This is a genomic window from Saccharopolyspora elongata, from assembly GCF_004348985.1.
Lineage (GTDB): Bacteria > Actinomycetota > Actinomycetes > Mycobacteriales > Pseudonocardiaceae > Saccharopolyspora > Saccharopolyspora elongata.
In genome coordinates, this window is record NZ_SMKW01000006.1 from 57,184 (window position 1) to 70,541 (window position 13,358).

General features: G+C 71.1%; 15 protein-coding genes. 13 read left to right on the top strand and 2 right to left on the bottom strand.

What is annotated here, in order from left to right; genetic code table 11:
- Positions 1-100 precede the first annotated feature (100 nt).
- The 7 genes from E1288_RS06905 to E1288_RS06930 all read left to right on the top strand — a co-directional run bounded on the left by E1288_RS06905 (position 101) and on the right by E1288_RS06930 (position 4,693).
- Complete coding sequence (locus tag E1288_RS06905; protein ID WP_132482646.1) at positions 101-1,273, top strand: cytochrome P450; 1,173 nt, start codon at positions 101-103, stop codon at positions 1,271-1,273.
- A 106-nt stretch (positions 1,274-1,379) separates the two neighbouring features.
- On the top strand, positions 1,380-1,814 hold the full coding sequence (locus E1288_RS06910) for a type III secretion system chaperone family protein (protein WP_132482379.1): 435 nt from the start codon (positions 1,380-1,382) through the stop codon (positions 1,812-1,814).
- A gap of 42 nt (positions 1,815-1,856) precedes the next feature.
- The gene (locus tag E1288_RS06915; protein ID WP_132482381.1) at positions 1,857-2,099 is read left to right on the top strand and encodes a hypothetical protein; all 243 of its coding nucleotides are present in this window, start codon (positions 1,857-1,859) and stop codon (positions 2,097-2,099) included.
- A gap of 204 nt (positions 2,100-2,303) precedes the next feature.
- Positions 2,304-2,759, top strand: a complete 456-nt coding sequence (locus E1288_RS06920) for a MarR family winged helix-turn-helix transcriptional regulator (protein ID WP_132482383.1) — start codon at positions 2,304-2,306, stop codon at positions 2,757-2,759.
- Positions 2,760-2,765: 6 nt separating this feature from the next.
- On the top strand, positions 2,766-3,188 hold the full coding sequence (locus E1288_RS48645) for a protein phosphatase 2C domain-containing protein (protein ID WP_235883388.1): 423 nt from the start codon (positions 2,766-2,768) through the stop codon (positions 3,186-3,188).
- An 84-nt stretch (positions 3,189-3,272) separates the two neighbouring features.
- Complete coding sequence (locus E1288_RS48650; protein ID WP_235883389.1) at positions 3,273-3,518, top strand: hypothetical protein; 246 nt, start codon at positions 3,273-3,275, stop codon at positions 3,516-3,518.
- A 122-nt stretch (positions 3,519-3,640) separates the two neighbouring features.
- Complete coding sequence (locus E1288_RS06930; RefSeq protein WP_132482385.1) at positions 3,641-4,693, top strand: hypothetical protein; 1,053 nt, start codon at positions 3,641-3,643, stop codon at positions 4,691-4,693.
- A 377-nt stretch (positions 4,694-5,070) separates the two neighbouring features.
- Here E1288_RS06930 and E1288_RS06935 read toward each other — a convergent pair whose 3' ends face one another.
- Together E1288_RS06935 and E1288_RS06940 are read right to left on the bottom strand one after the other, a co-directional pair.
- Entirely contained in the window at positions 5,071-5,958 is an 888-nt protein-coding gene (locus E1288_RS06935) for a DUF72 domain-containing protein (RefSeq protein ID WP_132482387.1), read from the bottom strand.
- A 324-nt stretch (positions 5,959-6,282) separates the two neighbouring features.
- Positions 6,283-7,446, bottom strand: a complete 1,164-nt coding sequence (locus tag E1288_RS06940) for a cytochrome P450 family protein (protein WP_132482389.1) — start codon at positions 7,444-7,446, stop codon at positions 6,283-6,285.
- Between the two features lie 140 nt (positions 7,447-7,586).
- Between E1288_RS06940 and E1288_RS06945 the strand changes: the two genes are divergently transcribed.
- From E1288_RS06945 to E1288_RS06970, 6 genes are all read left to right on the top strand, one after another.
- Positions 7,587-8,528 carry a phosphate/phosphite/phosphonate ABC transporter substrate-binding protein gene (locus tag E1288_RS06945; protein ID WP_132482391.1) on the top strand — a complete coding sequence of 314 codons (942 nt, stop codon included), beginning with the start codon at positions 7,587-7,589 and terminating at the stop codon, positions 8,526-8,528.
- Positions 8,529-8,683: 155 nt separating this feature from the next.
- Positions 8,684-9,415 carry a GntR family transcriptional regulator gene (locus E1288_RS06950; protein WP_235883390.1) on the top strand — a complete coding sequence of 244 codons (732 nt, stop codon included), beginning with the start codon at positions 8,684-8,686 and terminating at the stop codon, positions 9,413-9,415.
- A complete protein-coding gene (locus tag E1288_RS06955) occupies positions 9,412-9,828 on the top strand; it encodes a phosphonate C-P lyase system protein PhnG (protein ID WP_132482395.1) in 417 nt (138 codons plus the stop codon). Before E1288_RS06950 ends, E1288_RS06955 begins: the two co-directional genes overlap by 4 nt.
- Positions 9,828-10,412 carry a phosphonate C-P lyase system protein PhnH gene (gene phnH, locus E1288_RS06960; protein ID WP_132482397.1) on the top strand — a complete coding sequence of 195 codons (585 nt, stop codon included), beginning with the start codon at positions 9,828-9,830 and terminating at the stop codon, positions 10,410-10,412. The genes E1288_RS06955 and phnH overlap by 1 nt, the downstream gene beginning before the upstream one ends.
- On the top strand, positions 10,412-11,581 hold the full coding sequence (locus E1288_RS06965; protein WP_132482399.1) for a carbon-phosphorus lyase complex subunit PhnI: 1,170 nt from the start codon (positions 10,412-10,414) through the stop codon (positions 11,579-11,581). Before phnH ends, E1288_RS06965 begins: the two co-directional genes overlap by 1 nt.
- On the top strand, positions 11,578-13,356 hold the full coding sequence (locus tag E1288_RS06970) for an alpha-D-ribose 1-methylphosphonate 5-phosphate C-P-lyase PhnJ (RefSeq protein WP_132482401.1): 1,779 nt from the start codon (positions 11,578-11,580) through the stop codon (positions 13,354-13,356). Before E1288_RS06965 ends, E1288_RS06970 begins: the two co-directional genes overlap by 4 nt.
- Positions 13,357-13,358: the final 2 nt, after the last annotated feature.

A 13,358-nucleotide genomic window follows, 5' to 3' on the forward strand; every position in this document is an offset into this window, starting at 1 on the left:
CTGCCCTCGCTCCGGCCTGGTGCCGGTCCTGATCGGACGCACCTGTTTTTCCTTTTATCCCGACGAAAGGGAAATACCCGTGATAATCGATGCTGCCCGCATGGCGGTCGACCCGCAGCACTTCTGGCTGCGCGGAGAGAAACCGGCGAGCCCGGTCGACTTCGACGAAGAGCGAGGCGTGTGGAACGTCTACGGCCATCCGGAGACGGTCGAAATCCTCAGCGACCCGAAGACGTTCTCCTCCAACGTCGCGCGGCTCGTGCCGGTCGATCTCGACCCGGCCTTCCTGGAGGGCGACCTGACGCAGATGGACCCGCCGTTCCACCGCAAGCTGCGCCGGCTGGTCAGCCACGCGTTCACCCCGAAGATCGTGGCCGACCTCGAACCGCGGATCGCCGCGCTGACGCACGAACTGCTCGACGCGGTGGCCGATCGGGACCGGTTCGAGCTGGTCGCGGATCTCGCCTACCCGCTGCCGGTGATCGTCATCGCCGAACTGCTGGGCGTGCCCAGCAGCGACCGCGATCTCTTCCGGCAGTGGGTGGAGGAGCAGGTCGGCGGCGGCCAGCAGCTCTCGGTCGTCGACCAGGGCGAGGAGCAGCAGCGCGAACTGAACGCCGGGCTGGAAAGCTTCCGGAAGATTCTCGACTACTTCCTCGAGCACGCCGCGGAGCGGCGGCGGAACCCCCGCGAGGACCTGCTGACCCAGCTGGTGCAGGCGGAGGTCGACGGTGAACGCCTCACCGACAACGAGGTGGTGAACTTCGCCAACCTCCTGCTGGGCGCCGGGCACATCACCACCACCATGCTGCTGGGCAACACGGTGATGTGCCTGGACGCGCACCCGGAGCAGGCGGCGCGGGTGCGTGCGGACCGCGCGCTGGTGCCGGGCGCGATCGAGGAATCGCTGCGCCTGCTGACCCCGTTCGCGCTCACCTACCGGGCGACGATGACCGAGACGGAGGTCGGCGGCCGGCGGGTGCCCGCGGACCAGGTGCTCTCGGTATGGCTCGGGGCGGCCAACCGCGACGACCGGGTGTTCGCCGATCCGGAGGCCTTCGACCCGGCCCGCGACCCCAACCCGCACATCGCGTTCGGGCGCGGCATCCACTTCTGCCTGGGCGCGCCGCTGGCCCGGCTGGAGGGCCGGATCGCGATGAACATCCTGCTGGACCGCTTCCCGGCGCTGCGCACGGATCCGGCGAACCCGCCGGTCCTCATGCCGGGCACGGACATGATCGGCGCGACTTCGCTGCCCTTGCTCACCGAATAACGCGTTCGGCTGCTCCCGGCCGGAAAAAGGGTCGGCGCGGTGGGGCGGCGTGGCAAGATCGCCGTCGAAATCCATGCCGGTTCGCGGCCGATTGCTGGGAGGAATCGTGGCGACCTGGGAAGACCTTCTCGAATTCGTCCGGACCGAATACCGGGTCGTCCCCGGTGAGGCGGAGGAAGGCGAGCCCGAGTACCGGATCATCGAGGACAGCGAGGACGAGATCCGGCTCCTCGTCGAGTACGAGGACGACCGGAGCCAGATCGTCATCGTCTGCCACGAGCGGCTCGACGGCCGCGAGGACTGGGTGCAGGTCGTGTCGGTGATCGGCCTGGCCGAGAGCGTCAACCTGCGGAAACTGCTGGAAGAGCTGGGGCAGACCTCGGTCGTGTGCGGGGCGCTGATCATCGGGGACCACGTCGTGCTCCGGCATTCGCTGCCGCTGCTGAACCTCGACATCAACGAGTTCACCGATCCGCTGAACTTCGTCGCGGAAACCGCGGATCATCTCGAAGAGCTCTTCTTCCGCAACGACGACCACTGACCCGTTTCGAGTATTTCGGGGCATTTGGGGTTGAATGGGGGAATGGGATTCTTCCAGAACTCGAAGGCCGATCTCGGCGCGATGGCCGCCGCCGCTCTCGAAGCTGAGCGGCGGCGGTTCACCGTTCGCCTGGTGGCGCTGCCCGGCAGCAAGGACGACGCGATCGATCCGTGGTCGGAGCGGATCGAGGCGATCGAGGACGAGGGCTGGGAGCTCGACCGGTTCTCGGTGGTGCCGAACGAGAAGGGCTGGGTCGAGGCGTACGTGCTGTTCAAGCGGAGCTGAGCGTTTAGATCCGTTGGGTGGGAGTGGTTTCGTTGCGATCGGGGTGGTCGGCAGGTCGGTGCTGGCCGGGGTGCCCTGGCGGCAGAGGCGCGAGTCGACGCAAGGTGCACAGATAGTTGCAGGCGCGCGATAAATGCTTGCACACGCTTCATAACCGCGCAAGCTGCTATAGTCGTAGGAGGTACGCATCACGGGAGGTGTGCGGTGGGGATCGCCGACGACGCCGTCGAGATTCGGGCGCACGGCTGGCGCACGCTCGCCGCGCTCCACGGGGCGCTCGAAACCGCGCTGGAGAAGGCGCTGCAGGCCGGGCACGGGCTGTCGGTCGTCGAGTACACCGTCCTGGACGCCCTGAGCAGGCAGGACGGCTGGCACATGCGGATGCAGCAGCTCGCCCGCGCCACGGCGCTCAGCGGCAGCGCGACGACCCGGCTGGTCAACCGGCTGGAAGACCGCGAGCTGCTCACCCGGGTCCTGTGCAAGGACGACCGCCGCGGCATCTACACCGAGCTGACCGACGCGGGCCGGGCCCTGTGGGAGCAGGCCCGCCCCACCCACGACGAAGCCCTGGAGAAGGCGCTGGTCGAAGCCGAGCAGCTCCCGGAGCTCGCGCCGTTGGTGGCAGCGCTGCACAACCTGCCGCAGCGGCCCGGCGGCTGACCGGGCGTGCGGGCGGCGCAGGCGACGATCGCCACGCCCGGCCGGTCGAACGAGGACTACCTGGCCACCGGGCCCGATTGGGCGTTCGTCCTCGACGGCGCGACTGCTCTGTCCGGAGTGGACAGTGGTTGCGTGCACGACGTGCCCTGGCTGGTACGCCGGCTCGGCGGCGAGCTGGCGCAGCGGCTAGCGGCGTCGGACGGGACAGCCGCCGACCTCCTCGCCGAGGCGATCCGCGCGACCTGCGCAGCGCACGCGGACACCTGCGACCTGCGAAACCCGTCGAGTCCCTCGGCGACCGCGGCGCTGCTGCGGCTGCGCGGCGACGACCTGGAGTACCTCGTGCTCGCCGACAGCCCGATCGTGCTCGACGTGGCGGGCGAACCCCGGCCGATCATCGACGACCGGATCGACCACCTGCCCAGCTAAACGCTCGAAGCGGTCCGCGACCTGCGGAACCGACCGGGCGGATTCTGGGTCGCCGGCACGAAACCCGAAGCGGCGTACGAAGCCGTGCACGGCGTGCTCCCGGCGCCCGACGTGCGCCGGGCGGTGCTGCTCACCGACGGCGCGTCCCGCTACGTGGACCGCTTCGGCCTCGGCGACTGGACCGACCTGCTGGACTTCGTGGAGCACGCCGGCCCGGCCGAACTGCTGCGCCGGGTGCGAGCCGCGGAAGCGGCGGAAACCCAGGCGGAAAGCCGCAGGCGAAGGGGAAAACCCCACGACGACGCCACCGCGGTGTTCTTGCGCTTCTGAGCCCGCCACGATCCGGGCGCCGGGTCTGCTCTGTTCGAGCGGAAAACCGCTTGAACGGTTCCGCCGCGCCGGAAGCCCGGTACTGAATTGTGGGGTGCAGCCCAGTGCGTGGAGGACGCCGGATGAATCGTGAGCAGCGTGGTGTCGTCAAGGCGGTGTCGGTGATCGCGGCGGCGCTCTGGATCGTGCTCGGATTGCGTTTCGGCTGGCCGGCGTGGCTGTGGCTGGCGCTGGTCGCCGCGACGTGCGTCGCTCCGTGGGTGATCTTCTGGCGGTACCGGCGCTGGCAGGACCGGAAGCTCGCGGCGGAGCCGCCGGTCGTCGAAGCCGCCGAACCGCGGGAGCGGCCGCAAGCGGCCGAACGGTCGTTATCGGGCCTGCCGATGCGAAGCGCGCACCCGGACTACAAGTTCTTGTTCTCCGGCAAGGTGTTCTGGTACTCGAAGCCGGACGCGCCGGGGCTGCCGCACGCCGACCCCGGAGGGCTGGCCATCGACCTGGTCCTGGAACAGGCCGCCCACTTCGTGGCGGAAGTGCCGCCGGACGAGGGCGAGCTCGCGCAGTACCGGCTGAACGCCGCGCTCGGCGTGGAACGCTCCGATCCGTCCGGGCGCGTGGCGGCCTGGGCCGGCGACGTGCGGCTCGAACTGCCCGGCTCCGACGCGGACCGGCTGCATCGCCTCGCCGAGGCGCGCAAGCAGGAAGAGCTCTGGGAACGCGCGCGGAACCACGAGCGCGAAAAGCGCGCCTACCTGGCCGAAGACGTGCTGAAGAATCCCGGCAGCGCGCTCGTCTGGTGGTTGGCGAGGGAAGACGGCAACGTCGACGAAGCGGTCCGCCAGATCGCCAACCTGCGGAGGCTCACCGCCGCCGCGCACGACACCCGGATCCCGGACCCGGACCTCCACCCTCCACAGTGGATTACCGCGATGCCGGGCGACCAGCACACGATGCGCTCGTTCCGGCTGGAGGAATTCGAGGTCCAGGGCAGCAGGCCGGGCGCATCGCAGCACGTGCTGGCCGCGATCGAAGGCCTGGCGACAGGGGAAGAGCGCGCGGCGCTCGGCCGCCGGGTGGCGGAGGTCCTGGCGGCGCACGGCCACGACGAACTGGCGGAACTGGTCCGAAGCACCTTCGACGCCCGCCCGGAACTCCTGGGCCCCGAAGCACCCTGACGGGCTGCGGGCGCGGCTGGGTCGTGAGTGCTTTGGATCGTGATAGCGATCCAAAGCACTCACGATCCCGAGGCTGCGGGCCGGATTTCGCCAGGCCAGGGGCCGTGCGAACTCTTGTCTGCTACGGAGCCTGTCCGAGATCTGCCGGAGTGCGGGTGCGGCAGGGCGGGTGGGGCGCCGTTTTCGCGCGAAACCGTCATCCGGCAGGCGTGGGGAACGCCGTTTTCGCGCGAAAACGGCGCGGAGAATAAGATGCCGAACAGCCGCTATCGCGACACGAAGCACGCACGCCCCCGGAATTGCAGAAGCGTCGCTTCATAGGGGATCGGGTGCCATGCCGCCGCGCTCCACCGCCGGACGATGCCCGAGCCAACCGTTCAACAGCCGGCGCAGCGCTCGGCGAGGGCTATCGCGTCGTGGGGTGCGTGGGCCTTCACGTCGTTGTCGAAGTACGCGTAGACGTCTCGGCCCTTGGTCGTTGGGGCCGGGGCGGCGACCGTGTGCTTGGTCTTGGGGCATTTGCCCTCGTGCCACGACCTGATCAACTTCGCCCAGTGGTCCAGGTCCTTGGCGCTGTAGCCGCTGGCGTACAGCTCCTCGGCGCCGTGGAAGCGGAGGTAGACGAAGTCGCTCGTGACGTCCTCCAGGTGCGGCCAGGCCCCCGCCGCGTCCGCCACCACCAGGCCGATGTCGTGGCTGCGGAGCAGCTCGACCGCCTCGGCGGAGGCGAAGCCGGGATGGCGGACCTCCAGCGCGTGGCGCAGCGGCCGATCCGCGTCGGTCTCGGTGAGCGAGCGGCCCGCGAGCCGATCGTCGTGCCGAGCGGCCAGCGCAGCGGCCGCGGCGGTGCTCCGGGGGAGGAGGCGGAAGAACGCCGTCAGGCGTTCGACGTCGACGCCCAGCGACGGCGGGAGCTGCCAGAGCAGCGGCCCGAGCTTCGAGCCGAGGGCGAGGATGCCGGAGGCGAAGAAGTTCGCCAGCGGCGTTTCGGCGTCGTGGAGCCTTTTCATGTGGGTGATGTAGCGGCTTCCCTTGACCGCGAACAGGAAGTCGTCCGGGGTCTGCTCCGCCCAGCGGCGGTAGGTGTGCGGGCGTTGCAGGGAGTAGAACGACGCGTTGATCTCCGCCGAGCCGAGTCGGCTCGAGAGGTACTCCAGTTCGGCGCCGCGGCGCAGATCGCGCGGGTAGAACGGACCGTGCCAGGGGCCGTACACCCAACCGGACGTGCCGATCCGGATCCTGCGCGATGCGGAACGAGCTCGCATGACCCTTCCCACGGTATCCGCCGGTTCGCCGACCGGCGGGTCTCCGAGCATCGGACTACCCACCCCGGCCCGGCGCGGCACGTCCGAACGGGATTTTCCGGTTTGTCCGAGGGCCCGTTTCAGACCGGCGTGCGGGCACGTGGGACGTGGCCGCCTGGAACGCAGGGCGTCGATTTCGCGCGAAATCGACGCCTCGCGTGGGGGAGGGTTGGCGATTTCGCGCGAAATCGCCCCGGCGTGGGGCGCCGGATGCCTTCGGATGAGCCGGGCGGACCATTCTGAAACGAGCTCTGGAATTGGATGCCCTCGGTCAGGCGGCAGTCGTCAGCGCAGGGTGACCGGGAGGGTGCGGAGGCCGCGGTTGCGGAAGGAGTTCCGCCACTGCAGCTCCTCCTCCGGCACCGCCAGCGCTAGGTCCGGGAACCGGCTCAGCAGCGCGCCGAAGCCGATCTCCCCCTCCATCCGCGCCAGCGACGCCCCGAGGCAGAAGTGCGGCCCGTGGCCGAACGCCAGGTGCGGGTTGTCGGCGCGGTCGAGGTCCAGGCGCTCCGGGTCGGCGTAGCGGTCCGGGTCGTGGTGCGCCGACACCAGCGAGAGCAGCACCGTCTCCCCGGCCGGGATGGTCACGCCGCCGATCTCGACGTCGGTGACCGGGAACCGGCGGATCGCCAGCTGCGGCGGGGGATCGAACCGCAGCAATTCGTCCACAGTGGCCGATGTGACTCCGCTGCGGGCTTCGGCGAGCGCCGACGGTCGCGTCAGCAGCGCGGCGAGCCCGTTGCCCAGCAGGTTCACCGTGTTCTCGTAGCCGGCGAACAGCACGAGGAACGCCGCCGACGTCAGCTCCTCCTCGCTGAGCCGGTCCTCCTCGTCGCGGAGCTCGATCAGGCTGCTGAGGAAGTCCGCGCCGGGATTCGCGCGCTTCGCCGCGATCAGTTCGAGCAGGTAGCCGTACAGCGCCTTGAGTGAATCCCGGGCCTGGTCGGGCGTCTCGGGTGCGAGCATGCCGTCGGTCCACGAGCGGAAGTCCGGCCGGTCGGCGGCGTCCACGCCGAGCAGCTCGCAGATCACCGTGATCGGCAGCGGCGCGCAGTAGGCCGGCATCAGGTCCGCTTCGCGCTGCCCGGCCAGGGCGTCCAGCAGCTCGTCGGCGATCTGCCGGACCCGCGGGCGCAGCGGCTCGATCCGGCGCGGGGCGAACGCCTTGCCGATGATGCGGCGCAGCCTCGTGTGCTCCGGCGCATCCATGTTGAGCAAGTTCGCGTCCAGCGCGGGCGGCAGCGAGAAGCCGCGGTAGCCGCCGCCGGAGTGCTTCTTGTCCAGCGACAGCCGCGCATCGGCCAACGCCGCGCGCACGTCCGCGTAGCGGGTGACCAGCCAGATCGATGTGCCGTCCGGGGCGGTCGCGCGGTGCACGGGCCCCTCCTCGCGGAGGCGGGCGTAGGTGGCGCGGGCAGCGGTGACGAAGGCGGAGTCGATCTCGATCACGGTCTCGAAGCTACGCGAGTTGTCAGGTCAGATGCGCCGGACCGTCCGCAGCCGTTCGGTTCGGTGTAACCGGGAGCCGGTCACCACTCCACCTGGTTTCCGCACGCTGACCGCGCACCTCAGCGATGGAAGGACCTGCCATGTTCAAGACCTCCCGGCGGTTGCTCACCGTCCTCGCCTGCGCGGCGCTGCCGCTGGGCCTGACCGCCTGCGGCCCGAGTGCGGCCACCGAGCAGGGCGGCGCGCGCAACCCGGACGAGCTGGTGTTCGCCTCGATCCCGACGGAGGACTCCACCAGCCTGGAGCAGGAGTTCCGGCCGCTGATCGACATGCTTGCGAAGGAGACCGGCAAGAAGATCCGCGTGGAGAAGGCCACCGACTACGCGGCGGTCATCGAGGGCCAGCGCACCGGCAAGATCGACATCGCGATGTACGGGCCGCTGTCGTACGTGGTCGCGAAGAACAGCGGGGTGCGGATCAGCCCGCTCGGCGCCCAGGTGGAGACCAAGGGCGGGGCGCCCGGCTACCGGGCCTACGGAGTGGTCAAGCCCGATTCGCCGGTCCAGCGCATCGAGGACTTCCGGGGCAAGCAGGTCTGCTTCGTCGACCCCAACTCGACCTCCGGCTACCTCTACCCGAAGGCGGCGCTGCAGAAGGCCGGCATCGACGCCGAACGCGACGTCAAGCCGGTGTTGGCCGGCGGGCACGACGCGTCGGCGCTGGGCGTGGCCAGCGGCCAGTGCGACGCCGGGTTCGCCTACGACGCGATGGTCGACAAGCTGCTGCCGGAGAAGGGCGGCATCAAGACCGGTGACCTGCGGGTGGTGTGGCGCTCGGAGCTGATCCCGGGCTCGCCGGCCGCGATCGCCGACGACCTCGACCCGGCCCTGAAGAGCAAGGTCGTGGAGGCGTTCGGGACCAAGGCCAACGCCGACTACCTCAAGGCGAACGGCTTCTGCACGGCGGACGACTGCGAGGTCGGCGGCTACTGGGGCTTCGTCCCGGCCGACGACGCGACGTTCAACAGCGTCCGCGACGTCTGCGGCATCACCCGCGACAAGCAGTGCACCGAAGGCAGCTGACACGCGAATGTCCGGTGGGGACCGCAGTTTCAATTGAAACTGCGGTCCCCACCGCTTCGAATACGTGACAAGTGTCCGGGGTGTTCACCTTCGTGATTCTGCGCGTTGGGTTCGGCGAAGTTGTCCGGACAAGCTGGGCGCGCAGGCTCCCGGGCGTGGTCAGAAGCCGGTACGTGGAGATAGCCGACACCCTCGCCGCCGAGCTCGCGCAGCTGCCGGCCGGCAGCCGGATCGCCGGCGAGCACGAGATCGCCGCCCGGTTCGAGGTGGGGCGGGCGGCGGCCCGCGCCGCCATGCAGGAGCTGGAGCAGCGGCTGCTGGTTCGCCGGGTGCGGGGCGCCGGCACCTTCGTGAACCGGCGCATCGACTACGTGATTTCCCAGCGGCGGGCCCCGTCCTGGCACCAGACGGTGCGCGAGGCGGGTGCCGAGCCGCGCTCGGTCGTGCGCGACGTGCGGCGCGCTCCGCTGCCCGCGGCCGAGGCCGGGCTGCTGGAGCGGCCGGCCGGCAGCCCGGCCAGCCTGCTGATCCGCCAGTACTACGTGGACGACCTGCTGCACGGCTGGTCGAACGAGTGGATCCCGGCCGACGTGCTGCCCGACGTCGAGATCGCGGTGCACAGCGTCGAATCGGTCGACTCGATCCTGCGCCAGATGGGCAGGGTCCGGCCGGTGCGTTCCTGGTGCCGGGTCAGCAACGCGCTGCCGGAGCCCGAGGTCGTCGCGGGCCTGGAGATCGAGTCCGGCCGCCCGGTGTGGCTGGTGGAGAGCGTCAGCCGGGACTCGGGCACCGGACTTCCGGTGCTGTTCAGCCGCTCCTGGTCGCGCCCAGATTCCGCCCGGATCGTCGTCGAGATGGACGGGCCGTACCAACCGGAGGACGAGTGAACAGGGAACAGCGTGCCGCGCTGCTCGCCGCGGCCGAACCGGCCGAGGTGATCGAGCTGGCCGATGCCTGCCTGGAGGCGGCGCCGCCGCCGAAGGTGCTGGTGCCGCCGGAGGTCGGCTGCGTGTCGGTGCAGGTGCGGGAGCCGATCGTGCGGGACCGGTTCCTGCTCGGCGACGTGCTCGCCTGCCGCGCCGAGGTGGAGCTGGACGGTGCACGTGGCTGGGCGATGCGGCTCGGCGACGACCGGGCCGCCGCGCTGGCCGCGGCGATCCTCGACGCCGCCGTGGAATCCGGCCGGGCGCGGGCCGAGGTCGAACAGCTCTGCGCGCGGGTCGCGGAGCGGCAGCGGCTGGCCGAGGACACCGAGTGGGCCGAACTGGCCCCGACGATCGTCGAGTTCGAGGAATTGTGATGACTGCGACCGCTTCCTTGTCGCCCAAGCAGGCGCAACTGGTCTTCCGCGCCGTGCTGGACGCCCTGTCCCGCCCGGGCGAGGTGCTCCGGTTTCCCGCAATTTCCATTGAAATTGGACCTTCGATTTCAATGGAAATTGCGGATCCCCGGGTTCCGGAGGCGTTGTTGCCGGTGCTGGCGCTGGCCGACCTGGACACCCCCGTGCACGTCGATGACTGCGCCGACGTCGTCCGCACCCAGACCTCCGCGCCGATCGTCGACCGCCCCACCGCGCGCCTGGCGGCGCTGCTCAGGCCGCTCGACGACCTGGCCGGATTCCGCGTCGGAAGCGCTGCCGCGCCCGAAGACGCCGCGCTGATTTCCCTTGCCGTGGAAGGTTTCGGCCGCGGTCGGCCGCTGCGGCTGGCCGGGCCGGGCGTGCCGGGCCGCCGCGAGCTGCGCGTCGCCGGCCTGCCCGCCGACTTCGTCGCGCAGCGGCGGGACCTGATCTCCTTCCCGGCCGGTTTCGACCTGCTGCTGGTCGCCCCCGGCGGGGAGCTGGTCGGGCTGCCGCGCTCCACCCGAGTCGAGGAAGGTGCCTGATGGGATATTCCGGAGTCCGCGGCGGGATGAACGCCATCCTCGCCGCCGAGCGGCTGGTGCGCCGGTCGCGGGACCACGCCCCGGCGGAGTGGGCGAGCACCGAGCAGATCGTGCTGCGGTTCCGCCTGGCCGTCGACCGGATCATGGGCGAGGCGGGCCTGTACGACCCGCCGACCGCCGCCGACGCGTTCCGGCAGGCCGAGGGCGACGTGCTGGAGGCCGCGCACCTCGTGCGGGCGCACCGGTCGACGCTGCCGAGGCTGGCGGTCACCGAGCCCGTCGACCCGGACGAGATGGTGGTGCTGCGCCGCATCGTCCCGGCCCACCGCACCCCGGACGGCCCGCAGCTGCTGGGCCGCACCACCGACTACACCGGCCGCCTCTTGGAGCGCCCGGCCGGAGAGCAGGGCGACGATTTCGCGCGAAATCACCGTCCCGCAGGCGTGGAGAGCGACGATTTCGCGCGAAATCGCCACGAGGCGGAGCAGGAGCGACCGGCCGAGCGCACGCCGGAGCAGCGGCAGCCGCGCCGGTTCTACCAGCTGCTCCGCGACCTGGACCTGGTCGTCGAGCACGGCGAGCCGGCCGAGGACCCCGAGCCGTTCGACATCACCCGGCGGGCCGCCCGCCCGCCGGCGCCGCGCTCGGCGGTGCTCTCCAGCATGGCCCGCGCGGAGACCGGTGCGCTGGTCGGGCTCTGGTACCGGTCGATCCTCGGGCCCGACGGCGACGTCCACGAGATCACCCTCGGCGACACCCGGCACGGCCGCGTGCCGCTGCGGGTCGTGCACCCGCACACCGGGAAACCGGTGGAGATCGGGCAGATCCGGGTGACCGAGGCGGAGGGCATCGAGGACCTCGACGGCGCCGACGAGGACCGCACCCGGTTCGACGTCGGCTACGGGCTCTGCTTCGGGCACAACGAGCGCAAGGCGATCGCGATGGCCAACCTGGACATCGCCTGGCGCCGCGCCGCGCCGGACAGCCCGCTGGAACAGCTGCTGCTGCTCACCACCGACGGGCTGGATTCCGGCGGCTTCCTGGAGCACCTCAAGCTGCCGCACTACGTGACGTTCCGGTCCATGGTGGACCGCAAGCTCGCCCGGCGGACGGCGCGGAACTCGACCGAGCCGCGCGTGCCGGAGCCGTTCGGGGAGGAGTGCCGATGACCACGGCCGTGCGGGATCTGCTGTCGGACACCGACGACAGCGCGGGGATCCTCGACGAGGGAGCGAAGCGGGAGATCCGGCGGGCCGCGCTGGTCGCGGTGTGCGTGCCCGGCTACCAGGTGCCGTTCGGCTCCCGGGAGATGCCGGTGGCCCGCGGCTGGGGGTCCGGCGGGCTGCAGGTGACGCTGGCCGTGATCGGCGAGCAGGACGTCGTGAAGGTGATCGACCAGGGCGACGACGGCGGCGTCAACGCCGTCAACCTGCGGCGCATGATCGCGGGCACCACCGGCTGCGACGCCAGCACCGACACCCGTCGGGCGACGGTCATCCAGTCGCGGCACCGGATTCCGGAGGAGCGGCTGGGCCGGCAGCACGTCCTGGTGTACCAGGTGCCGGTGCCGGAGCCGCTGCGCGGCGTGCAGAAGTCGGTCGTCGAATGCGCCCGGATGCACGCCGAGAACGACTACTCGGCGATGTGGGTCAGCCTGTACGAGGACATGGTCCGCAACGGGGTGATCACCAAGTCGACCGGCTACCCGGTGCTGGTGGACGGCCGCTACGTGCTGGCGACCAGCCCGGTGCCGCGCTGGGACGTGCCGAAGCTGCACCAGTGCGAGCACCTGAACCTCTACGGCGCGGGCCGGGAGAAGCGGATCTACGCGATCCCGCCGCACACCGACGTGGTGCCGCTGACCTTCGACGACATCCCGTTCGAGGTCGAGCAGGTGCCGGGCGCCAGCTGCAAGTACTGCGGCTCGACGACCAGCTTCCTGGTCGAGGGCGGCGAGGGCACCTACGTGTGCAGCGACTCGGACTGGTGCTCGCGGGTGGAGGCCGGGGACGCCGACGTGGCGGGGCACCGGCTGCCGGTGGACATGCTGCCGGAGGTGGCACAGCGGCCGGTCGAGGTCGTCGAGGCGCCGCGCCCGGTGGAAGGTCCGGAGTGGACGCTGCGCGTCGACGGCATCGGCAAGGTGTACGGGCCGGGCGGCGCGGGCGCCGTCGCGGGCACCGGTCCCGAGCACGGGACCGCGGTCAGCCCGGAGACCGGCGCCGTGGTGGCGGCCTGGGACGTGTCGTTCGACGTCGCGCCCGGTGAGGCGCTCGGCATCATCGGCGAGTCGGGCTCCGGCAAGTCGACGGCCCTGCGCTGCGTGATCGGCGACGAGCCCGCCACCGGCGGCGGCGTCTATCTATCCAGTGTGGACGATGGTCGGACGGACCTGCTTCGGCTGGATTCCGCGCGGCGCAGGCGGCTCCGGGTGGACACCATGGCCGTCGTCTACCAGGACCCGGCCGCCGGGCTGGACCTGCGAGTGACCGCCGGCGGCAACGTCGCGGAGCGGCTGACCGCCGCCGGGTGGCGCGGCTACCACGCGATCCGCAAGCGCGCGGCCGAGCTGCTCGACCGCGTCGAGGTGCCGCTGTCCCGCATGGACGACCCGGTGAGCACCTTCTCCGGCGGGATGCGCCAGCGCGTCCAGATCGCGAAGGCGCTGGCCACCGAGCCGCCGGTGCTGCTGCTCGACGAGCCGACCACCGGGCTCGACGCGTCGGTCGCGGCGGGCGTGCTCGACCTGCTGCGCGGGCTGCTCAGCGAGCGCGACATCGCGGCCGTGGTGGTCAGCCACGACTTCGCGGTGATCGAGGCGCTGACCGATCGCAGCCTGGTCATGCAGCTCGGGCGCGTCGTCGAGCGGGGCCTGACCGACCAGCTGTTCGCCGACCCGCACCACCCCTACACCCAGCGGCTCGTCGCCGCCGCCCGGAGGTGAGG